The sequence below is a fragment of the Sphaerisporangium cinnabarinum genome (assembly GCF_055567015.1).
In genome coordinates this window covers 350,236-373,467 of record NZ_JBVHRG010000002.1, presented here as the reverse complement: position 1 = coordinate 373,467, position 23,232 = coordinate 350,236, and the positions used below count along the sequence as shown (strand labels likewise).

Sequence of the window (23,232 nt, the reverse complement as noted above, 5' to 3'; positions counted from 1 at the left end):
GTGCGGGGGAGAGGTCAGACCCGCGGGGTCGTGCCCTCACCGGCGGTGGGGGCGTCGGGGTCGTCCGTCTCGGGCTCCGTCTCGACGACCTCCTCGACCGCGACCACGTCACCGTTCTCGTCCGTGACGACGACCGCCTCCTCGACGACGGTGCCCGCGCCGGCCCCGGCGACGGCCGCGCCCGCACCGGCGCCGACCGCGCTCCCGGCACCGCCGGCGATCTCGGCCTCGGTCAGCGTGACGACGTGGTCCTCACCGAGCAGGTCGTCCTGCTTCGGGGCGAACGCGAACGCGCGGTAGAAGAGGCCCGCGATCGCGGCGCCGAGGAGCGGCGCGACCCAGAAGACCCACTGCTGCTTCCACAGGTCCCCGTCGCCCGCGAACACGGCCGACGCCATGGAGCGCGCCGGGTTGAGCGACGCGTTCGTGACGGGCACCGCGACGAGGATCAGGGCGGTGAGGGTGAGGCCGATGACGACCGGCGCGTACTGCACGGTCGCGCGCTTGTCGGTCACGCCGAGGATCACGCCGACGAAGACCGCGGTCGCGATGGTCTCGATGAGCAGCGCGGCGAGCAGCCCGAACTCGGTGCCGCCCTGCGACGCCGTGGAGAGGGACGAGAAGTCGCCGTAGCCGTTCGCGGTCGACACGAAGAGGCCGCCGCGGCCCTCCTGCCCGACGAGCGCGGGCAGCGAGTTGGGGACGGTGGCGAGCAGGACGAGGCCCGCGAGGAGGGCGCCGACGAGCTGCGCGACCCAGTAGGGCAGCACGTCGCGCCATGCGGTGCGGCCGCCGATGGCGGCGCCGAGCGTCACCGCCGGGTTGAAGTGGCCGCCGGAGACGTTGCCGACGGCGGCGGCGCCGGCGAGCAGCGCGAGGCCGCCCGCGAGAGCGACCGCGAGGGCGTTCTGCTGGCTGACGAAGGTGTACAGCGCCACACCGATGATCGCGAGGACGAGGAAGAACGTGCCGAAGACCTCGGCGCCGAGGCGCGCGAGGAGGCTGGGCTGGACGACAGCGACGGCCTCGGTCGGCGCGAGGCGCGCGTCGTCGACGTAGCCCTCCGGTGCGCCGGGAGCGGTGGTGTCCTGGGACATGATGATCCTGTCTGGTTCGGTGGGAACTTCGGGCAGTCCCGGCCCGGTGTGCCACGGTGCGGCACCGGCGGGCCGTCGGGACGACGGCACGATGCCTGACCGAGTGCCCGGCCATTCCGGCATCTGGGGGCATCTTGCCACCACCACCCGGGAGATGCGTGGAGATCTGCGGTGCTGCACCTGAGAACGGACGCCCGGTCTCACGATCCGAACGCGGGCGCCGGGGGGCCGACAAAGTATCTTGACGTCGAGAAGTCGAGTACCCTGGACCGCGGTCAGCAACGCCCTCGTGTGCGACGGACCGGGCCCACGGGCCGCACGGTCGCCGTCCGACACCCGGGGGCTCCAGTCCCCGACAGTTGGAGCGATCTGCGCATGGGCAAGATCAAGGTCGTCAACCCGGTCGTCGAGCTCGACGGCGACGAGATGACGCGCATCATCTGGCAGTTCATCAAGGACCGCCTCATCCACCCGTACCTCGACGTGGACCTCAAGTACTACGACCTGTCGATCCAGAACCGCGACGCGACCGACGACCAGGTCACGATCGACGCCGCGCACGCGATCAAGCAGTACAACGTCGGCGTCAAGTGCGCGACGATCACGCCCGACGAGGCGCGCGTCGAGGAGTTCGGCCTGAAGAAGATGTGGGTCTCGCCGAACGGCACGATCCGCAACATCCTCGGTGGCGTCGTCTTCCGCGAGCCGATCATCATCTCCAACATCCCGCGCCTCGTGCCGGGCTGGAACAAGCCGATCATCATCGGCCGTCACGCCCACGGCGACCAGTACAAGTCGACTAACTTCAAGGTCCCCGGCCCGGGCAAGATCACGATGACGTTCGAGCCGGCCGACGGCTCGGAGGCCCAGAAGTTCGAGGTCGTGACCATGCCCGAGGAGGGCGGCGTCGCGATGGGCATGTACAACTTCAACGAGTCGATCCGCGACTTCGCGCGCGCCTCGTTCGCGTACGGCCTCCAGCGCGAGTACCCCGTGTACCTCTCGACGAAGAACACGATCCTCAAGGCCTACGACGGCGCCTTCAAGGACATCTTCCAGGAGGTGTTCGACGCCGAGTTCGCCGAGGCGTTCGCCGCGAAGGGCCTCACCTACGAGCACCGCCTCATCGACGACATGGTCGCCTCGGCCATGAAGTGGGAGGGCGGCTACGTCTGGGCCTGCAAGAACTACGACGGCGACGTGCAGTCCGACACCGTCGCGCAGGGCTTCGGCTCGCTCGGCCTCATGACGTCGGTCCTCATGACCCCGGACGGCCAGACCGTCGAGGCCGAGGCCGCGCACGGCACCGTGACGCGTCACTACCGCCAGCACCAGCAGGGCAAGCCGACGTCGACGAACCCGATCGCGTCGATCTTCGCGTGGACCCGTGGCCTCATGCACCGCGGCAAGCTCGACGGCACGCCCGAGGTCACCGAGTTCGCGCAGACGCTCGAGGACGTCGTCATCAAGACGGTCGAGTCCGGCAAGATGACGAAGGACCTCGCGCTCCTCATCGGACCGGACCAGGAGTGGCTGACGACGGAGGAGTTCCTCGCCGCGCTCGACGAGAACCTCAAGGCGCGCCTGGGCTGACCCGGCCCGCACCGCACGCCCGACGGCGGCGCCCCCTCGCGCAGGGGGCGCCGCCGTCGTCGTCCCCGCGCACGGGCGGAGACGCACCCGCGGGCGTGCCGCGCCGCACGTCCGGGCGGGTCGCGTTGTGGGAGAGTGAGCGCATGACTTCCCCCGTGAACGTGACGGTGACCGGCGCGGCCGGTCAGATCGGTTACGCGCTGCTGTTCCGCATCGCGTCGGGCCAGATGCTCGGCCCCGACACCCCCGTGCGCCTGCGCCTCCTCGAGATCCCGCAGGGCGTCAAGGCCGCCGAGGGCACGGCCATGGAGCTGGACGACTGCGCGTTCCCGCTGCTCGCCGGCATCGACATCTTCGACGACCCGACGGCGGCGTTCGACGGCACGAACGTCGCGCTGCTCGTGGGCGCCCGCCCGCGCGGCCCGGGCATGGAGCGCGGCGACCTGCTCGAGGCGAACGGCGGCATCTTCAAGCCGCAGGGCCAGGCGATCAACGCCGGCGCGGCGGACGACGTCCGCGTCCTCGTGGTCGGCAACCCCGCGAACACGAACGCGCTCATCGCCGCGTCGAACGCTCCCGACGTGCCGAAGGACCGGTTCACCGCGATGACGCGGCTGGACCACAACCGCGCGCTCACGCAGGTCGCGAAGCGTGCGGGTGTCCCGGTGTCCGAGGTGCGCAAGGTGACCATCTGGGGCAACCACTCGGCGACGCAGTACCCCGACCTCTTCCACGCGGACGTCGCGGGAACGCCGGGCGCGCGGCTCGCCGAGGACCGCGAGTGGCTGGAGAGCACCTTCATCCCGACGGTCGCGAAGCGCGGCGCGGCGATCATCGACGCGCGCGGCGCGTCGTCCGCGGCGTCGGCGGCGAATGCAGCCATCGACCACGTGCACGACTGGGTCCTCGGCACGCCCGAGGGCGACTGGACGAGCGCGGGCGTCGTGTCGGACGGGTCGTACGGCGTCCCGACCGGCCTCATCTCGTCGTTCCCGGTGGTCTCGCGCGGCGGGTCGTGGGAGATCGTCCAGGGCCTGGAGCTCTCGGACTTCTCGCGCGGGCGCATCGACGCGTCGGTCGCGGAGCTCCAGGAGGAGCGTCAGGCCGTCGAGGAGCTCGGCCTGGTCTGATCCTCACCGCCGCGGCCCGGGTCCCCCAGGGACCCGGGCCGCGCTGCGTCCCGGGCCGGGCAGGGGCCGCGGGGAGCGAAAATCCCTGCGCCGGCGGGGGTGGGTCGCCGTAGGGTCGTGGGGCCATGATCGACGCCTCCCTGCCGACCGAGCAGCCCACGAACCCCCCGTCCGACCCGCACGCCGCGCCGTCGGCCAGCGCCCCGCGCCCGCCCGACCCGGCCCGCCGCCTGGACTGGCGCCGGCTGCGCGGGCCGCAGGCCGTCGTCGCGCTGCTCGCGCTCGCCGTGGGCGCGGTCGGCGCCGCGCTGGGCACGGTCATCGCCGGGTGGCTCGCCGAGGACCCGACGACGGCGACGCTCCAGCTCCTCGCCGCGTGCGTCGTCGGCGCGGCGCTGCTCGACACCGTCGGCCAGGTGGTGTGGGCGGGCGTGGTCGACCGCGCCGAGGGCCGCCTGCGCGGCGACCTCCTCACCGCGGCGCTGCACCAACCGCTCGCCACGCTCACGGAGCAGGCGGTCGGCGAGGTGCTCGACCGCGTCGACGACGACACGCACGCCGTCGGCACGCTCGTGCGCCGCCAGCTGTGGGGCGCGGGACGCACCGTCGTCGGCGTGCTGCCGATGTGGGTCGTCGCGGGCCTGACCTGGTGGCCGGCCTGGATCCTGTTCCCGGTCCTGGGGGCCGTCGCGTGGTTCATCGTGCGCCCGATGCTGGGCGAGATCGCGCGTCGCAAGGTCATCGAGGAGATGGCGTGGACCGACCACGCCGCGGCGTTCGAGGAGTCCGTCGCGGCGCGGGACGACCTGCGCACGAGCCTCGGGCAGTCGTTCGCGATCCGCCGCCTCGCCGAGCGCTCCGCCCGGGTGCACCGGAAGTTCGAGGCCGTGCTCGTCGTCGAGGCGCGCATGCTCCGCCGCGCCGGTCTCGTGCTCGCCTCGCTGCTCGCGGGCGTGGCGGTGGCGGGCGCCGCGCTCGCCGCGGACGGCGACCTGGGCGTCGACCGGCTCGTCACCCTGTTCCTCGTCACCGCGCTCTTCGTCGGGCAGGTGGACAACCTGGTCCACCACCTCCCGGACATCCAGGAGGGTCTGGGCGCGCTCACGCGCATCCGGCAGATGCTCGCCGTCGAGCCCGAGCCGACGGGCGGGCGCACGCTGCCCGCCGGGCCGGTCGGGATCGAGGTGCGCGACCTGCACTTCTCCTACGCCGAGGGCACGTTCGCGCTCGACGGGGTGGACCTGCACGTGCCCGCGGGGGAGACGGTCGCGCTCGTCGGGCGCACCGGCTCGGGCAAGTCGACCCTGGCGTCGCTGCTGTCGCGCGCGGTCGAGCCGCCGCGCGGCGCGGTCCTCGTCGGCGGCGTCGACGTGCGCGACCTCGACCTCCAGGCGCTGCGCGCGGCGGTCGGCGTCGTCACGCAGCGCACCGAGATCCTCGCGGGCACGCTCGCGGAGAACGTCGCGCTGTTCGCGGACGTGCCGCGGTCCGACGTCGAGGCGGCCGTGCGCGAGCTGCGGCTCGACGACTGGGTCGCGGGCCTGCCCGACGGCCTGGACACGCTGCTCGGGCCCGGCGGGACGTCGCTCTCGGCGGGGGAGGAGCAGCTCGTCGCGTTCGCCCGCCTGCTGGTGCGCGACGTCCAGGTCGTCGTGCTCGACGAGGCGACGGCGCGCATGGACCCGCTCACGGAGGCGCGCGTCGTCGCCGCGTCGGAGCGCCTGCTCGCGGGGCGCACGGGCGTGCTCGTCGCGCACCGGCTCACCACGATCGAGCGCGCCGGGCTGCTGGCGGTCCTCGACCACGGCCGCGTCGTGCAGCAGGGCGAGCGCGCCGCGCTCGCCCAGGCGCCCGGTCCCTACCGCGACCTGCTCGCGGCGAGCGTCGCGCAGGACGGCGGCCCGCGCGCCGACGACGTCGACGACCTCGCTCCCGGCGCCACGGCGCCCGCCCTCGTGAGCGGCCCGTCGGTCCGCGCGACGGAGGGGCACGACGAGGACGGGGCCAGGGCGTCCGCAGCCGCCCCGGCCTCGGACGCGGTCGGTGGCCGCCGACGGCGCGGCGAGCCGCCCGTCCTCGACGACCCGGGCGACGGACCGAGCCTCGCGCGCGGCGTCGCGCACGCCCTGTTCGTCCGTCCGGCGTGGGGCGTGGTGGGCGCGGTCCTGTTCCTCGTCACGAGCCTCGTGTCGGCCCAGGGCGCCGTCACCGGCTTCCTCTGGGGCCAGGCGGTCCAGGACCTCGACTCCGGCTTCCCGGCGCGGCAGCTCGTGCCGCTCGCCGTGCTCCTCGTGGTCGCGCCGCTGTGCCTCGCGTGGGCGCTGTACGTCTACCCGCGCTGGTGGGTCGAGGTGCTGCTGCGCGTACGCATGGCGGTCATGGCCGGCCAGACCCGCCAGCACCGGCTCACGGCCACGCCGCCCGGCGAGGTCGTCGCCCGTGCCATGGACGCCGACCGGTTCGTCCGGTACGCCGACCGCTGGGTCGACTTCGTCAACGGCCTCGTCATCGCGGGCGTCACCGCGCTGCTCAGCCGGTCGTGGCTCGCGGGCGCCGTGCTCCTCGCGGTCATGGTCGTGTCCGCGGCGGCGTCGGCCCTCGGGCGGCCGATCGCGGGCCGGTCGGCGACGCGGTCGTCGGCCGCGCGCGCCCGGTTCGGACGCGCGCTCGTCTCGGCGCTCGACTCCGCGCGGACGGTGAAGCTCGCCGCCCGCACGCCCCAGGTGCACGCGCACCTGCGCGAGGTGGACGACGGGCGCGTGCGCGCCGCCGTGTTCGAGCACCGCGTGCAGGCCGCGCTCGACGGCGTCCCGCTCGTCATGATCCAGCTCGGCGTCGTCGCGGCCTGGGCCGGGCTGCTCACCGGGACGTGGGACCTCGCGACGGCGCTCCTCGTCGCGAACGCCGTGACCGGCTTCGGCTGGTTCGGCGTCGTCGCGGGCGCCGTCGTGACCGAGGCGCCGGGTACCCGCTCGTGGCAGCGCGCGACGAGCCGGTTCGCCGCGGGGACGGACCTCATGGACCTGCCCCCCGGCGTCGACCTGCTCACGGGCGCCGCCCCCACGCCCGACCCGGGGCCCCGGCGGCCGCTCGAGCGGATCGACCTGGACGGCGTGACCGCGCTGCACGACGACGGCACGATCGGCGTCCAGGACGTCGACCTGTCCGTCGCGCGCGGCGAGCTCGTCCTGCTGCTCGGGCAGGTCGGCGCGGGCAAGTCGAGCCTGCTCTCGGCGCTCGCGGGCCTCATGGAGCACACGGGCCGCATCCGCTGGAACGGCGCGGACGTCGTCGACGCCCAGACGTTCCTGCGGCCGGGCCAGGTCGCGCACGTCGCGCAGGTGCCGCGCGTGCTCTCCGGGACGTTCGCCGACAACGTGCGGCTCGGCCACGAGCGCGACGTCCACGGGCCCGTCGCGGCTGCGCGCCTCGAGCGGGACGTCGTCGAGGCCGGCGGGCACGAGGCGCTCGTCGGGCACCGCGGCGTGCGGCTCTCGGGTGGCCAGGTCCAGCGGCTCGCCCTGGCGCGGGCGCTCGCGACCGACGCCGAGCTCCTGCTGGCCGACGACGTCTCCAGCGCGCTCGACGCGGCGACGGAGATCGAGCTGTGGGAGTCGCTGCGCGAGCGGGGGACCACGGTCGTCGGCTCGACCTCCAAGCGGGCCGCGCTCGCGCGGGCGGACCGCGTCGTCGTGCTCGACGAGGGCCGGGTCGCCGCCGTCGGGCCGTGGGCCGAGCTCGCCTCGCGCTGGGGTCACCTGGCGGGCTGAGCGCCGCACCCTCCCGGACCCGGGGCCGTCCTCGTCAGGTCTTCCTGAGCGGGACGGCCCCGGGTTCGTCGCGTCCCGGGCGGGTGGGGAGCGGTGTCGGCGGGTCGCTTGCCGAACCTTGCTGCAACTTTCTGCAACCAGTACAGTTCGGCTCAGCCGTACGCTGAGGAAGCCGCGGTCGACGTCGCCCGCTGCTGGTCCCCGTCGTCCGCGTCTCTGCCGGCACCTGCCTGCTCACGCCTGCGGTCCCGCACCAACCACCGGACGAGGGAGTCCTCATGACCTCCACGCCGCGACGTCGCCGCGTCCCGCGCACACCGTCGCCCCACCCATCCGCCACCACCCGCCGCGCGCGCGGGGCTCGCACGACGGCGTCGGTCACCGCCGTCGCGCTCGCCGCCTCGGGCCTGGCGGGCGTCACGCTCGCCGCGTTCGCCGCCCCCGCCGCGGGGGCCGACGAGCGCACCCTCGCCCTCGTGGGCGACCTCCAGTCCGAGCTCGGCTGCCCCGCCGACTGGGACCCCGCGTGCGCGGCGACCGAGCTCGCGCCCACCGACACCGCCGGCGTCTGGTCCGCCGACTTCGAGGTGCCCGCGGGCGCCTACGAGTACAAGGTCGCGTACGACGACGCCTGGGACGAGGCGTACGGGCGCGAGGGCAGCCAGGACAACGCGCCCCTCGTGCTCGGCGGCGACGCGACCGTGCGCGTCACGTTCGACGAGTCGACCCACCGCATCGCGCTCACGCCGCTCGGGCTCGCGGGCGGCTACGACGAGGCGCAGGACGCCGACCTCGTGGTGCCTCCCGTGCGCCAGCCCGGGTCGGACGAGCGCTTCTACTTCGTCATGACCGACCGGTTCGCGAACGGCGACCCGTCGAACGACACGGCGGGGCTCGGCGACGACCCGCTCGTCTCCGGGTTCGACCCGACGAACAAGGGCTTCTACCAGGGCGGCGACATCGCGGGCCTGCGGCAGAACCTCGACTACGTCGAGGGCCTCGGCACGACGGCGATCTGGCTCACGCCGTCGTTCAAGAACCAGCCGGTCCAGGGCACGGGCACCGACGCGTCGGCGGGCTACCACGGCTACTGGATCACCGACTTCACGCAGATCGACCCGCACCTCGGCACCAACGCCGAGCTCGAGGCGCTCATCGACGAGGCGCACGACCGCGGGATCAAGGTCTACTTCGACATCATCACGAACCACACGGCCGACGTGATCGACTACGAGGAGAAGCAGTACTCGTACATCGACCAGGCCACGTCGCCGTACCGCGACGCCGAAGGCACCGTGTTCGACCCGGCGGACCACGCGGGCACCGGCGACTTCCCGGCGCTGGACGCCGCGACGTCGTTCCCCTACACGCCGGTCGTCCCCGCGGGCAAGGAGGACCTCAAGGTCCCCGCCTGGCTCAACGACCCGACGCTCTACCACAACCGCGGCAACTCGACGTGGACCGGGGAGTCCGTGACGTACGGGGACTTCGACGGTCTCGACGACCTCATGACGGAGCACCCGACGGTCGTCGACGGGTTCGTCGACGTCTACCAGGACTGGATCGACCTCGGGATCGACGGCTTCCGCATCGACACCGTCAAGCACGTGAACTTCGAGTTCTGGGAGACGTGGACCACGGAGGTCCTCGACTACGCGCACGCGCAGGGCAAGGACGACTTCTTCATGTTCGGCGAGGTGTACGACGCCGACGCGGCGAAGCTGTCGCCCTACGTCCGCAAGACCGACATGAGCTCGACGCTCGACTTCACGTTCCAGTCCGCCGCGACGAGCTTCGCGAGCGGCAACAGCGCCAAGGGCCTCGCGTCGCTCTTCGCGAGCGACGACATGTACACGACGCCCACGACGAACGCGCAGGCGCTGCCGACGTTCCTCGGCAACCACGACATGGGCCGCGTCGGGTACATGCTCGCGAGCACCGACGACCCGCTCGCGCGCGACGAGCTCGCGCACGACCTCATGTACCTGACCCGCGGGCAGCCGGTCGTGTACTACGGCGACGAGCAGGGCTTCGCGGGGACGGGCGGCGACAAGGACGCCCGCCAGACCCTGTTCGCGACCCAGGTCGACGAGTACGCCGGCCAGCCTCTCGTCACCGGCGAGCAGGCGGGCAGCGTCGACCGCTTCGGCACGGACGCGCCGCTCTACGCGCACATCGCCGAGCTCGCCGCGCTGCGCGAGGCGCACCCGGCGCTGGCCGACGGCGCCCAGGTCGAGCGCTACGTCGAGAACGGCGCGGGCGTGTACGCCTTCAGCCGCGTGGACCGCACGGAGAAGGTCGAGCACCTCGTCGCGCTGAACAACGCGGCGCAGGAGCGGACGGCGACCTTCACGACCCTCACGCCCGGCGCCTCGTACGAGGTGCTCTACGGCGAGTCGGCCGCGCCCGTCACGGCCGACGCCGACGGCGTCGTCACGCTGACCGTCCCGGCCACGGGCACCGTCGTGCTGCGGGCCGACCGCGAGGTCGGCGCGGACTCGTCGGGCGACATCGCCCTCACCGTGCCGCGCGCCGGCGCAGCGGTCACCGGCGTCGCGCCCGTGACGGCCGCGGTCGACGCGGACGCGTGGGCCGAGACGTCGTTCGCGTGGCGCGAGGTCGGGAGCGCCGAGTGGCACCCCCTCGGCACCGCCGAGGACACCGCGCCGCGCGTCTTCCACGACGTCGCGGGCCTCGCCGACGGCACGCTCGTCGAGTACCGCGTCGTGACGACCGACGCCGACGGCGACCGCGCCGCCGCGTCCACCTTCGCGAGCGTCGGGGTCGACGTGAGCGGCGACGCGAGCACCGAGCCGGAGCCCGAGATCGACCTCGTGACCGTGCCCGGCAGCCACAACGCGGCCATGGGCTGCGCGGGCGACTGGGCGCCGGGCTGCGAGGCGGCAAAGCTCACGCAGCGCGCCGACGGCGTCTACGCGGGCACGTTCGACGTCCCCGCCGGGACGTACGAGTACAAGGTCGCGATCAACGGGTCGTGGACGGTCAACTACGGGGTCGGCGGCGTACAGGACGGCAGCAACGCGACGTACACGACGTCCGGCGGCCCGGTGACGTTCTACTGGGACCCGGTGAGCAAGGACTTCTCGAGCACCGCGCAGGGGCCGATCGTCACGCTCGCGGGCTCGTTCCAGGACCAGGTCGGCTGCCCCGGCTCGTGGGCGCCCGACTGCCTCGCGTCCTGGCTCAAGGACCCGGACGGCGACGGCGTCTACACCTGGTCGACCGACCGCCTCGCGGCCGGCGCGTACGAGGGCAAGGTCGCGCACGGCCTGAGCTGGGCGGAGAACTACGGCGTCGGCGGCGCGCGCGACGGGGCGAACTACCAGTTCTCCGTCGGTGACGGCGAGCTGGTCACCTTCTCCTACGACCTCGCGTCCCACGTCCTGACGATCGACGTCGCGAACCCGCCGCTCCCCGGCACCGGCCAGCAGGCCGCGCACTGGGTGCGCGAGGGCGTCGTCGCCTGGCCGGGGGCCCTCGGCACGGGCGACGAGTGGACCCTGTGGGCCGCCCCCGAGGGCGGGCTCTCGGTCACCCCGGGAGGCGCCGACGGCGAGGTCCGGGCCCCGGAGGGCACGGCGTCGTACACGCTCCAGGTCGACCCGTCGGGCCTGCCCGACGACGTCGCGGCCGAGTTCCCGGCGCTCGCCGGGCACACCGCGCTGCGGGTGCTCGACGACGGCGAGCCGCTCGACCGCGCGGAGGTCGAGGCGGCGCTCACGGGCCAGCTGCTCGTCACCCGGGCCGACGGCGGCGCGCTCACGGCCGCGACCGGTGTCCAGGTGCCGGGCGTCGTCGACGACCTGTTCGCCGAGGAAGCGGCCGAGCGCGAGCTCGGCGTCTCGTGGCACGCCAACGGCAAGTGGGCGTCGTTCGCGCTGTGGGCGCCGACGGCGAAGGCCGTCTCGGTGCTCGCGTGGCCCGCGGGGGCGTCGCTCGACGACGACCCGCGCCGGTTCGAGGCAGCCCGCCAGGCCGACGGCACGTGGACCCTCGACGGCAAGGCGGCCGACAAGATGCTCGGCGGCGCGGCCGTCGGCTGGAAGGGCGCGCGCTACCTCTACGAGGTGCAGGTCTACGTCCCGAGCACGGGGAAGGTCGAGACGAACGTCGTCACCGACCCGTACTCGGTGGGCCTGACGCTCGACTCCACGCACTCGGTGGCCGTCGACCTCGACGACCCCGCGTTCCGCCCGAGCGCCTGGGAGGGCACGCCCGCCCCGGTCGTCGAGCGGTCGGTCGACCAGACGATCTACGAGCTCCACGTCCGGGACTTCTCGATCTCCGACGAGACGGTCCCGGCGGAGCGGCGCGGCACGTACCTCGCGTTCGCGGAGAAGGACTCGGCCGGCATGACGCACCTGCGCGAGCTCGCGGACGCGGGCGTCACCACGGTGCACCTGCTCCCGACGTTCGACATCGCGTCGATCCCCGAGGACCGCGCGGCCCAGGCCACGACCGGCGACCTCACCGGGTTCGCGCCCGACTCGCCCGAGCAGCAGGCCGCCGTCGCGGCGGTGCAGGCGCAGGACGGCTTCAACTGGGGCTACGACCCGTGGCACTTCAGCACGCCGGAGGGGTCGTACGCGGTCGACGCGGACGGCGGCGCGCGCGTGGCCGAGTTCCGCACCATGGTCGGCTCGCTCCACGGTGCCGGGCTGCAGGTCGTGCTCGACCAGGTGTTCAACCACACCGCCGCGAGCGGGCAGGACGCGAAGTCCGTCCTCGACAAGGTCGTGCCGGGCTACTACCACCGGCAGAACCCGACCACCGGCTCCGTCGAGACGAGCACGTGCTGCCAGAACGTCGCGACCGAGCACGCGATGGCGGGCAAGCTCATGGTCGACTCGGTCGTCACGTGGGCGAAGGACTACCGCGTCGACGGGTTCCGCTTCGACCTCATGGGCCACCACTCGAAGCAGAACATGCTCGACGTCCGGGCCGCGCTCGACGAGCTCACGCTCGCCGAGGACGGCGTCGACGGGAAGTCCGTCTACCTGTACGGCGAGGGCTGGGACTTCGGCGAGGTCGCGGGCAACGCGCTGTTCGAGCAGGCCACGCAGGGCCAGCTCGGCGGCACGGGCATCGGGACCTTCTCCGACCGGCTGCGCGACGCGGTGCACGGCGGCTCGCCCGTCGACGGCGCCACGACGTTCACGCAGGGCTTCGGCACGGGCCTGGCGACCGACCCGAACGGGCAGCCCGCCCGGGCGGGGGAGCCGGGGACGGTGAACGACGGGTCCGCCGACGAGCTCGCCGACCTCGGTCACCAGACCGACCTCGTGCGCCTCGGCCTCGCGGGCAACCTGCGCGACTACACGCTCGTCACGTCGACGGGCGAGGAGAAGCGCGGCGACGAGATCGACTACCGCGGGGCGCCGGCCGGCTACGCCGACTCGCCCGAGGAGGTCGTGACCTACGTCGACGCGCACGACAACGAGACGCTGTTCGACCTGCTCACGCTCAAGCTCCCGGCGGACACGCCGATGGACGAGCGGGTGCGCATGAACACGGTCTCGCTCGCGACCGCGGCGCTCTCCCAGACGCCGTCGTTCTGGCACGCGGGCACGGACCTGCTGCGGTCGAAGTCGCTCGACCGCAACAGCTACGACTCGGGCGACTGGTTCAACGCGATCGACTGGACCGGTCAGGACAACGGGTTCGGCAAGGGCCTGCCGATGGCGGCCGACAACGAGGACAAGTGGCCGCTCATGGCCCCGCTCCTCGCGGACCCGGCGCTCAAGCCGTCGCCCGACGACATCGCCACCGCGTCGGCGCAGGCCCAGGACCTCCTGCGGCTGCGGCACTCGACCGAGCTCTTCCGGCTCGGCGACCCGGAGCTGATCCGGGAGAAGGTCACCTTCCCGGGCGCCGGGACGGACCAGGTCCAGGGCGTCGTGGCGATGGCGGTGGACGACACCGTCGGTGCCGACGTGGACCCGGCGCTCGACGGGCTGCTCGCCGTCTTCAACGCCTCCCCGGACGAGGTCACCGTCCCGCTGTCCGCGCTCGCGGGCCGCGAGTACGTGCTCTCGCCCGTGCAGCAGGAGGGGAGCGACGACGTCGTGCGGGGCACCGCGTGGGACGCGGCCACCGGCACGGTGACCGTCCCCGGGCGGTCCGTCGCCGTCCTCGTGCAGCCGCAGGCCGGGGCGGAGCTGCCAGTCTCCGTCGAGGTGCAGACGCGCTGCCTCGCGGGCAAGGCGTACGTCGCGGTCCGGGCGACGAACGACGGCGCCGTGCCGGTCGACGTCCGGCTCGCCACGCCGTTCGGCGAGAAGGCGGTCGCGGACGTCGCGCCCGGCAAGAACGCCTACCAGTCGTTCGCGACGCGCCAGAAGGCGGTCGCGGCCGGCGAGGCCACGGTGACCGCCACCGCGGTGGTCGACGGCGAGGAGGTCACCTCGACCTTCACCGTCGAGCACGAGGGGGCCACCTGCTCCTGAGCCGACCGCCGAGGTAGGACGACCCGCCGAGGGAGAGCCCTGGTCATCACCAGGGCTCTCCCTCGGCCTACCCGGGGTCTGGCGCACCCCGGTCGGCGTCGTTGTCTCCCGGGGGGCTGGTGCTAGCGTCGCGAGCCGTGACCACCTCGCCCTCGCCCGCCGTCCGCCCGACGGCGGGTCTCGTCTTCCGTCCGGCCGTCGCCGCCGACCTGCCCCGGGTCGTCGAGCTCATCGCCGACGACGCGATCGCGCGCGCCCGCACCGGCGAGGTCGGCCCCGAGCACGAGGCGGCGTTCGCCGCGATCGACGCGGACCCGAACAACGCCCTGGTGGTCGTGGAGCGCGGCGGCGAGGTCGTGGGCACCATGCAGCTGACGGTCGTCCCGGGGATCTCGCGCGGCGGTGCGTCGCGGCTGCTGGTCGAGGCCGTCCGGGTCGACCGGCGGCTGCGAGGGCAGGGCGTCGGCCGCGCCATGATGGCCTGGGCGCACGCGTGGGGTGTCGCGCGTGGCTGCGCGCTCGCCCAGCTCACGTCCGACAAGCGACGCACGGACGCCCACCGGTTCTACCGGTCGCTCGGTTACGAGCAGTCGCACGAGGGCTTCAAGCGCCCGCTCCCACCTCGCTAGGCCCGCTTCCACCTCGCGAGGCCCGGACGGCCGGCACCGCCGCGGCCGCCTCGGTGCACCGCGCCTGTCGGCAGCGCTGTGTGCGCCCTCGCCTGAAAGCGCTCTCAAGCATTCACGTCCTGATCGCTTGGGCCAGACCGCACGTGTTCGCGCTCACATCCGGGGCATATGTCTGCGCTGTCATAGGACCAAGGTCGCTATTCGATCACAGTTCGCCCCGGCCTTGCGTTCAGGAGTTGACGCCAAGATCGCGACGGGCATAGCGTCGGGCCCGCTCGGACGGCGCTGAGGGTGTCCGGGTCCGCGGGGCACAGGTGCCCCGCGCGCTGTCCTCGGCAGGAGGAGGTCCGATGACGGACGAGCGCGTGATCCTCGAGATGCGGGGCATCACCAAGGAGTTCCCGGGCGTGCGCGCCCTCGACGACGTCAACCTGCGCGTCCGCGCAGGGGAGATCCACGCGATCTGCGGGGAGAACGGCGCCGGCAAGTCGACGCTCATGAAGGTGCTCTCGGGCGTGTACCCGCACGGCACGTACACGGGCGACATCTACTACGAGGGCGCCGAGGTCCGGTTCAAGGACATCCGCTCGAGCGAGCAGGCGGGCATCGTCATCATCCACCAGGAGCTCGCGCTCATCCCGGAGCTCTCGATCACCGAGAACATCTTCCTCGGCAACGAGGTCAAGGGGTCGTTCGGGATCGACTGGGGCGTGGCGCGGCGCCGGGCGGAGGAGCTCATGGCCCGCGTAGGGCTCCAGGAGTCGCCCGACGCCCAGATCAAGAACATCGGTGTCGGCAAGCAGCAGCTCGTGGAGATCGCCCGCGCGCTGGCGAAGGACGTGCGCCTGCTCATCCTCGACGAGCCGACGTCCGCGCTCAACGAGGAGGACTCGGAGCACCTGCTCGACCTGCTGCGCGGCCTGCGCTCCCGCGGCATGACGAGCATCATCATCTCCCACAAGCTCAACGAGATCGAGGCCATCGCGGACTCGATCACGATCATCCGTGACGGCCGCTCGATCGAGACGCTCGACGTGAAGCACGACGCCGTCGACGAGGACCGCATCATCCGCGGCATGGTCGGCCGCTCGCTCGAGTCGCGCTTCCCCGACCACACCCCGTCGATCGGCGAGACCTTCTTCGAGGTCGAGGGGTGGACCGTCGAGCACCCCGAGGTGCCCGGGCGCCTCGTGTGCAAGGGGTCGACCTTCCACGTGCGACGCGGCGAGATCGTCGGCTTCGCCGGGATCATGGGCGCGGGGCGCACCGAGCTCGCGCGCTCGATCTTCGGGCGCACCTACGGGCGCTACCTCTCCGGCGTCGTCCGCATCGACGGGCGCGAGGTCTCCATGCCCACGGTGCTCTCGGCGATCGAGAACCGCATCGCGTACGTCCCCGAGGACCGCAAGTCCCTCGGCCTCAACCTGCTCGACACGATCCTGGGCACGATCCAGTCGGCGAACCTGCCGCGCATCGCGAAGGCCGGCGTCATCGACCGCGACGCGGCGTTCGTCGCGGCGGAGGGCTACCGCAAGGCGTTCTCCATCAAGGCGCCGAGCGTGCACGAGGGCGTCGCGAAGCTCTCCGGCGGCAACCAGCAGAAGGTGCTGCTCGCCAAGTGGATGTACACCGAGCCGGAGCTCCTCATCCTCGACGAGCCGACGCGCGGGATCGACGTCGGCGCCAAGTACGAGATCTACGGGCTCGTCCAGAAGCTCGCGGACGCGGGCCGTGGCGTGGTCGTCATCTCGTCGGAGCTGCCCGAGCTGCTCGGGCTGTGCGACCGCATCTACACCGTCTTCGAGGGGCGCATCACCGGTGAGGTCTCCCGGGCCGACGCGACCCAGGAGGGGCTCATGCGGCTCATGACCGGGACGCAGAGCGACGCGCCCGCCGACGCGGCCTGACCCGGCCGCCCCACCCCCCAGCCACCCCGTCTCGACCGAGAAGGAACCACCGACGATGTCGTCCATCAAGCAGCTGCTGAGCGGCGGAGCGCGCCAGTTCGGCATGCTCTTCGCGCTCCTCGCCCTGATCATCTTCTTCCAGATCGCGACCGGGGGGCGCGTCCTCACCCCGAGCAACGCGCAGAACCTGCTCAACGGCAACTCCTACATCCTCATCCTCGCGATCGGCATGGTGCTCGTGATCATCGCGGGCCACATCGACCTGTCCGTCGGGTCGGTCGCGGCGGTGACCGGCATCATCGTCGCCCTCGCGATCCGGGACTGGGGGATCCCGTGGTGGCTCGGCATCCTCCTGGGGCTGTGCGTCGGCGCGGTCATCGGCGCGTGGCAGGGCTTCTGGGTCGCGTACGTCGGCATCCCGGGCTTCATCACGACCCTCGCCGGGATGATGATCTTCCGCGGCCTCAACCAGTACATCGGCAAGTCCAACACCGTCCCCGTCCCGACCGAGATCCAGTGGATCGGCGGCGGCTACCTGCCCGAGTGGGGACCGGGCACCGGCCTCAACAACTCGACGCTCCTGCTCGGCGTCCTCGCGATCGCGGCGGTCGTGTGGTCGGAGCTCCGCCGCCGGGCCAGCGCCCGCAAGCTCGGCGCCGACCCGGTCCCGACGTCGGTCGCCGTGACGCGCGTCGTCCTCTTCAGCGCCGTCATCGCCTACCTCACGTACCTCTACGGCTCGGGCCGCGTCGGGACCTCGATCCCCGTGCCCGCGGTCATCCTCATCCTGCTCGTCATCGTCTACCAGTTCGTCGCGCAGCGGACCGTCGGCGGCCGCCACGTGTACGCGGTCGGCGGCAACCGGGCCGCCGCGGCGCTGTCCGGCGTCGACATCAAGCGCACGAACTTCTTCGTCATGATGAACATGTCGGTCCTCGCGGCGCTCGCGGGCATGATCTTCATCGGCCGCTCGACCGCGTCCGGCCCCTTCGACGGCAACATGTGGGAGCTCGACGCGATCGCGGCCGTCTTCATCGGCGGCGCCGCCGTCTCGGGCGGTGTCGGCACGGTCGTCGGCTCCGTCATCGGCGGGCTCGTCATGGCCGTGCTCAACAACGGCCTGCAGCTCATGGGCATCGGCTCGGACCGCACCCAGATCATCAAGGGCCTCGTGCTCCTCATCGCGGTCGCGTTCGACGTCTACAACAAGGTGCAGGGCCGCCCGTCGATCATCGGGCTGATCTTCCCCTCGCGACGCGACAAGGGCACCGGTGCCGTCACCGGCGCCGACGACCCGCAGCCCGAGGTCCCGGTCGAGGCCGGCGCCACGGCCGCCAAGGGCTGAGCCCTCCCGAACCTTCCCGCACGACCCCCGGACCGCATCCGACGACGGATGCCCGACAGAAAGTGGTACCCATGAAGAAGCTCACCACGACGCTCCTGGCGCTCACCGCCGCGAGCGCGCTCGTGCTCAGCGGCTGCTCCTCCGAGCGCGGGGGCGACAGCGGTGGCGGCGAGACGTCCGGCGGCGGCGAGTCCGCGGCGGCCGGCTTCGAGGAGGGCGCGACGATCGGTGTCGCGCTCCCGCAGAAGACGTCGGAGAACTGGGTCCTCGCCGAGAGCCTGTTCAACGACGGTCTCGAGGAGGCCGGCTTCAAGCCGATCGTCCAGTTCGCCAACGGCGGCGTCTCCGAGCAGCAGAGCCAGATCGACGCGATGGTCGAGCAGGGCGCGAAGGTGATCATCGTCGGCGCGATCGACGGGTCGCAGCTCGGCACCCAGCTCAAGAACGCCAAGGACAACGGCGCGACCGTCATCGCCTACGACCGTCTCGTCAAGAACACGGACGCCGTGGACGAGTACATCGCGTTCGACAACTTCAAGGTCGGCGAGCTCCAGGGCCAGGCCCTGCTCCAGGGCCTCGAGGAGCGCAAGGGCGAGGCGCCGTACAACGTCGAGCTCATCGCCGGCTCGCCCGACGACGCGAACTCGACGCCGTTCTTCGAGGGCGCCATGAGCGTCCTCCAGCCGAAGATCGACGACGGCACGCTCGTCATCCCGTCGGGCCAGACGTCGTTCGAGCAGGTCGCGACGCAGGGCTGGAAGGCCGAGAACGCCCAGAAGCGCATGGACACGGTGCTCTCGGGCAGCTACTCCGACAAGGAGATCGACGGCGTCCTGTCGCCGAACGACACCCTGGCGCGCGCCGCCCTCACCTCGGCGAAGCAGGCCGGCAAGGAGACCCCGGTCATCACCGGCCAGGACTCCGAGGTCGAGTCCGTGAAGTCGATCGTCGCGGGCGAGCAGTACTCGACGATCTACAAGGACACGCGCAAGCTCGTCGAGGAGTCGATCAACGCGGTCACGGCGCTCCAGGCGGGCGACGAGCCGGAGATCAACGACACCGAGTCGTACGACAACGGCGTGAAGGTCGTCCCGGCCTTCCTGCTCGAGCCCGTCATCGTCACGCAGGAGAACGCCGCCGAGGTCTACGCGGGCGACCCCACCCTGGAGGAGCTCACCAAGTGACCCGTTCGCGCTGAGCGACCGGGAGGCGGCGGCGAACCGGCACGCCGCCGCACGACGGCCCCCGTCACGTCCGAGACGTGGCGGGGGCCGCCGTCGTGCGCGAGAGAGCGGCGGGCGCGCGACGGGGGTGCCGGGCGCGCGCGGCGGCTGCTCAGCGGAAGACGACGGTGCGGTGCCCGTCGAGGAGCACGCGGTGCTCCGCGTGCCAGCGGACGGCGCGCGCGAGCGTCTGGCGCTCGACGTCCTCGCCGATCGCGACGAGGTCCTCGACGCGGCGCGAGTGGTCGACGCGCTCGACGTCCTGCTCGATGATCGGGCCCTCGTCGAGGTCGCCCGTCACGTAGTGGGAGGTCGCGCCGATGAGCTTGACGCCGCGGTCGTGCGCCTGGGCGTACGGGCGCGCGCCCTTGAAGCTCGGCAGGAACGAATGGTGGATGTTGATGATGCGCCCGGGCATCTCGCGGCACAGCTCGTCCGAGAGGATCTGCATGTACCGGGCGAGCACGACGAGCTCGACGTCGAGCTCGTCGACGAGCTCGCGCAGGGCCGCCTCGGCGACGGCCTTCGTGTCCCGCGTGACGGGCACGTGGTGGAAGGGCTTGCCGTAGAACGACGCGATGTCCTCGAGGTCGCGGTGGTTGCCGACGACGCCGACGACCTCGATCGGCATGCCCTGCGAGCGCTCGCGGTACAGGAGGTCGACGAGGCAGTGCGGTGCCTTCGAGACCATGAGCAGGGTGCGCACGCGCCGCCCGACGACGTCGAGCCGCCACGTCATGGCGAACCGCGCCGCGACCTCCTCGACGGCCCGCTCGAGCTCGGCGCGCTCCGCGGCGGCCTCGACCTGGACGCGCATGAAGAACAGCCCGGAGAGCGGGTCGCCGAACTGCTGCGACTCGGTGATGTTGCCCCCGAGCCGCGCGAGGGCCCCGGCCACGGCGTGCACGATCCCCGGCCCGTCCGGGCACGAGAGCGTGAGGACCCAGTGCGTGGGTGCGCCGGTGGGGGGCTGCGCGGTGCGGGTCGCCGGGACGTCGGTGACGTCGGCGCCGCGGGGATCTGTCGTGGACACCCCTCAGAGGGTAGCCGCGCCCGCGCCCGGCAGGGGCCGCGTCCTGCTCGCGGACACGACCGGTGGACGTGCCCGGTCCTGGTGCGCGATGTCTGACACGATGTCCCCATGAACGACGCGCAGATCACGACCCGCCTCGTCACCGACGCCGAGGCCGGTGAGCTCCTGACCCTGCGCCGGGCGGCGTTCGTCACCGAGGCGCAGCTCTACCAGGACCCGAACATCCCGCCGCTGACCCAGACGCTCCACGAGCTGCGCGAGGACCTCGCGCGCGAGGACGTCGTGACGATCGGTGCGTGGCTCGGCCCGCGGCTCGTCGGGTCCGTGCGGGTGGAGATCGAGGACAGCAAGGCGACGCTCGGCCGGCTCGCCGTCGCGCCGGACATGCAGGGCCGCGGCATCGGGACCCAGATGCTCTTCGAGGTGCTGCCGTACCTGCCGGAGCAGACGACGGAGATCTGGGTGTTCACGGGCAAGGACTCGAAGCAGAACCTCGCCATGTACACCAAGCACGGCTACGAGGAGCAGTACGACAAGGCGGCGGGCGACCTCACGTACACCTACCTGCGCCGCATCCTCGGCGAGGCCGAGGCGCGCAACGAGTCGGGCGCCGTCGGGCAGGAGTAGCCCGGCACCGCCCGCGGGCCGTGCGCTAGGATCGACGCGTCGCGACTGGCGCCGCCCGGTGGAACTCCGCCCGGGCAGGGTGGATCACCACCGGGGAGCGGCACGCTGTGCAGACGACGGGTCGTTCGCCTGGGCCCCGGGTCACCCCCTGGTGGGGCGTACCCGGCGAGCCGGGAACGTGACCACCGACGACGAACTGCCAGACACCCGCGGAGGAGACGCCATGAGCGCCCAGCCAGCCGACAACGTCCTCGACACCCCGCTCGCCGAGCTCGACCCCGAGATCGCGGCCGTCCTCGACGGGGAGCTCGCGCGCCAGCGCGACACCCTCGAGATGATCGCGTCCGAGAACTTCGTCCCGCGCGCCGTCCTGCAGGCGCAGGGCTCCGTGCTCACCAACAAGTACGCCGAGGGCTACCCGGGCCGCCGGTACTACGGCGGCTGCGAGCAGGTCGACATCGCGGAGAACCTCGCGATCGCCCGCGCCAAGTCGCTGTTCGGCGCGGAGCACGTCAACGTGCAGCCGCACTCGGGCGCCCAGGCGAACGCCGCCGTCCTGCACGCGCTCATCAACAAGGGCGACCGGATCCTCGGCCTCGAGCTGGCGCACGGCGGCCACCTCACGCACGGCATGAAGATCAACTTCTCGGGCAAGCTCTACGACGTCTCCGCGTACGGCGTGGACCCGCAGTCGTACCGCGTGGAGATGGACGAGGTCCGCAAGCAGGCCCTCGAGACCCGCCCCGACGTCATCATCGCCGGCTGGTCCGCGTACCCGCGCCACCTCGACTTCGCGGCGTTCCGCGAGATCGCGGACGAGGCCGGCGCGAAGCTGTGGGTGGACATGGCGCACTTCGCGGGCCTCGTGGCCGCGGGCCTGCACCCGTCCCCGGTGCCGTACGCGGACGTCGTGTCCTCCACGGTCCACAAGACCATCGGCGGCCCCCGCTCCGGCTTCATCCTCAGCAAGGAGGAGTACGCCAAGAAGATCGACTCCGCCGTGTTCCCGGGCCAGCAGGGCGGCCCGCTCATGCACGTCGTCGCGGCCAAGGCCGTGTCGTTCAAGGTCGCTGCGACGGACGGCTTCCGCGACCGCCAGGAGCGCACGCTGCGCGGCGCGAGCATCATCGCGGACCGGCTGACCCAGGCCGACGTCGCCGCGGCCGGCGTCTCCGTCCTCACGGGCGGCACCGACGTCCACCTCGTCCTCGTCGACCTGCGCCACTCGGCGCTCGACGGCCAGCAGGCCGAGGACCTCCTGCACGAGGTCGGCATCACGGTGAACCGCAACGCCGTGCCGTTCGACCCGCGCCCGCCGCGCGTCACGTCCGGCCTGCGCATCGGCACGCCGGCGCTCGCGACCCGCGGCTTCGGCGACGCCGAGTTCACGGAGGTCGCCGAGATCATCGCGACCGCGCTGCGCGAGGGCGCCGCGACCGACGCCGAGGCGCTGCGCGCCCGCGTGCAGAAGCTCACGGCCGACTTCCCGCTGTACCCGGGCCTCCAGCAGTGACCGCCCGGATCCTCGACGGCAAGGCCACCGCCGCCGCGATCAAGGCGGAGCTCAAGGACCGCCTCGCGGTCCTCGCGGGGAAGGGCGTCGTGCCCGGTCTGGGCACGCTCCTCGTCGGCGACGACCCGGGCTCGCAGTGGTACGTCGCGGGCAAGCACCGCGACTGCGCGGAGGTCGGGCTCGCGTCGATCCGGGAGGACCTCCCGGGCGACGCGACGCAGGAGGAGATCGAGGCCGCCGTCCGGCGCCTCAACGACGACCCGGCCTGCACGGGGTACATCGTGCAGCTCCCGCTCCCGAAGGGCATCGACACCAACCGCGTGCTCGAGCTCATCGACCCGGCCAAGGACGCGGACGGGCTGCACCCGACCAACCTCGGCCGGCTCGTGCTGCGCGTCAACGAGGAGGTCACGTCGCCGCTCCCGTGCACGCCGCGCGGGATCATCGAGCTCGTCGAGCGGCACGGGATCTCCCTCGCGGGCAAGGAGGTCGTGGTCGTGGGGCGCGGCGTCACCGTCGGCCGCTCGATCGGCCTGCTGCTCACGCGGCGCGCGGTCAACGCGACCGTGACGCTCACGCACACCGGCACGACGGACCTCCCCGCGCTCGTGCGCCGCGCCGACGTCGTCGTCGCGGCCGCGGGGGTCCGCGGGATCGTCACGCGCGACATCGTGAAGCCGGGCGCCGTCGTGATCGACGTCGGCGTCTCGCGCGAGGTCGACCCGGAGACCGGCAAGAGCCGCGTCGTCGGGGATGCCGCGCCCGACGTCGCCGAGGTCGCGGGCTGGATCTCGCCGAACCCCGGCGGGGTCGGCCCGATGACGCGCGCGATGCTCCTCGCGAACGTCGTCGACGCGGCGGAGCGCGCCTCCGCCTGAGCTCGACGCAGGGCGCGGTC

At 72.8% G+C, this 23,232-nt stretch carries 13 protein-coding genes and 1 riboswitch; of the genes, 11 read left to right on the top strand and 2 right to left on the bottom strand.

Annotated elements, in window-relative coordinates:
• Positions 1 to 14 precede the first annotated feature (14 nt).
• Positions 15 to 1,097 carry an MIP/aquaporin family protein gene (locus tag ACZ4MO_RS04675; RefSeq protein WP_255437000.1) on the bottom strand — a complete coding sequence of 361 codons (1,083 nt, stop codon included), beginning with the start codon at positions 1,095 to 1,097 and terminating at the stop codon, positions 15 to 17.
• 375 nt (positions 1,098 to 1,472) lie between these two features.
• On the opposite strand from ACZ4MO_RS04675, the gene ACZ4MO_RS04670 reads away from it, so the two are divergent.
• The 8 genes from ACZ4MO_RS04670 to ACZ4MO_RS04635 all read left to right on the top strand — a co-directional run bounded on the left by ACZ4MO_RS04670 (position 1,473) and on the right by ACZ4MO_RS04635 (position 19,122).
• Positions 1,473 to 2,690, top strand: a complete 1,218-nt coding sequence (locus tag ACZ4MO_RS04670) for an NADP-dependent isocitrate dehydrogenase (RefSeq protein WP_021482263.1) — start codon at positions 1,473 to 1,475, stop codon at positions 2,688 to 2,690.
• A 143-nt stretch (positions 2,691 to 2,833) separates the two neighbouring features.
• Positions 2,834 to 3,820, top strand: a complete 987-nt coding sequence (locus tag ACZ4MO_RS04665) for a malate dehydrogenase (protein WP_175007909.1) — start codon at positions 2,834 to 2,836, stop codon at positions 3,818 to 3,820.
• A gap of 125 nt (positions 3,821 to 3,945) precedes the next feature.
• Entirely contained in the window at positions 3,946 to 7,590 is a 3,645-nt protein-coding gene (locus ACZ4MO_RS04660; RefSeq protein WP_175007910.1) for an ATP-binding cassette domain-containing protein, read from the top strand.
• A gap of 278 nt (positions 7,591 to 7,868) precedes the next feature.
• On the top strand, positions 7,869 to 14,057 hold the full coding sequence (gene pulA / locus ACZ4MO_RS04655; RefSeq protein ID WP_209827235.1) for a pullulanase-type alpha-1,6-glucosidase: 6,189 nt from the start codon (positions 7,869 to 7,871) through the stop codon (positions 14,055 to 14,057).
• Between the two features lie 137 nt (positions 14,058 to 14,194).
• A complete protein-coding gene (locus ACZ4MO_RS04650) occupies positions 14,195 to 14,686 on the top strand; it encodes a GNAT family N-acetyltransferase (RefSeq protein WP_175007912.1) in 492 nt (163 codons plus the stop codon).
• 350 nt (positions 14,687 to 15,036) lie between these two features.
• A complete protein-coding gene (gene mmsA / locus ACZ4MO_RS04645; RefSeq protein WP_043652783.1) occupies positions 15,037 to 16,593 on the top strand; it encodes a multiple monosaccharide ABC transporter ATP-binding protein in 1,557 nt (518 codons plus the stop codon).
• Positions 16,594 to 16,648: 55 nt separating this feature from the next.
• Positions 16,649 to 17,938: a multiple monosaccharide ABC transporter permease gene (gene mmsB / locus ACZ4MO_RS04640; RefSeq protein WP_051027756.1), complete on the top strand. Its 1,290-nt coding sequence runs from the start codon at positions 16,649 to 16,651 to the stop codon at positions 17,936 to 17,938.
• Between the two features lie 71 nt (positions 17,939 to 18,009).
• Positions 18,010 to 19,122, top strand: a complete 1,113-nt coding sequence (locus tag ACZ4MO_RS04635; protein WP_043652781.1) for a substrate-binding domain-containing protein — start codon at positions 18,010 to 18,012, stop codon at positions 19,120 to 19,122.
• A 151-nt stretch (positions 19,123 to 19,273) separates the two neighbouring features.
• Here ACZ4MO_RS04635 and purU read toward each other — a convergent pair whose 3' ends face one another.
• Complete coding sequence (gene purU, locus ACZ4MO_RS04630; protein WP_175007913.1) at positions 19,274 to 20,194, bottom strand: formyltetrahydrofolate deformylase; 921 nt, start codon at positions 20,192 to 20,194, stop codon at positions 19,274 to 19,276.
• Positions 20,195 to 20,302: 108 nt separating this feature from the next.
• On the opposite strand from purU, the gene ACZ4MO_RS04625 reads away from it, so the two are divergent.
• The 3 genes from ACZ4MO_RS04625 to ACZ4MO_RS04615 all read left to right on the top strand — a co-directional run bounded on the left by ACZ4MO_RS04625 (position 20,303) and on the right by ACZ4MO_RS04615 (position 23,212).
• A complete protein-coding gene (locus tag ACZ4MO_RS04625) occupies positions 20,303 to 20,821 on the top strand; it encodes a GNAT family N-acetyltransferase (protein WP_043652776.1) in 519 nt (172 codons plus the stop codon).
• A 31-nt stretch (positions 20,822 to 20,852) separates the two neighbouring features.
• Positions 20,853 to 20,963, top strand: a riboswitch (ZMP/ZTP riboswitch).
• Between the two features lie 81 nt (positions 20,964 to 21,044).
• The gene (gene glyA, locus ACZ4MO_RS04620; RefSeq protein ID WP_043652773.1) at positions 21,045 to 22,334 is read left to right on the top strand and encodes a serine hydroxymethyltransferase; all 1,290 of its coding nucleotides are present in this window, start codon (positions 21,045 to 21,047) and stop codon (positions 22,332 to 22,334) included.
• Positions 22,331 to 23,212, top strand: a complete 882-nt coding sequence (locus tag ACZ4MO_RS04615; RefSeq protein ID WP_175007914.1) for a bifunctional methylenetetrahydrofolate dehydrogenase/methenyltetrahydrofolate cyclohydrolase — start codon at positions 22,331 to 22,333, stop codon at positions 23,210 to 23,212. The genes glyA and ACZ4MO_RS04615 overlap by 4 nt, the downstream gene beginning before the upstream one ends.
• Positions 23,213 to 23,232: the final 20 nt, after the last annotated feature.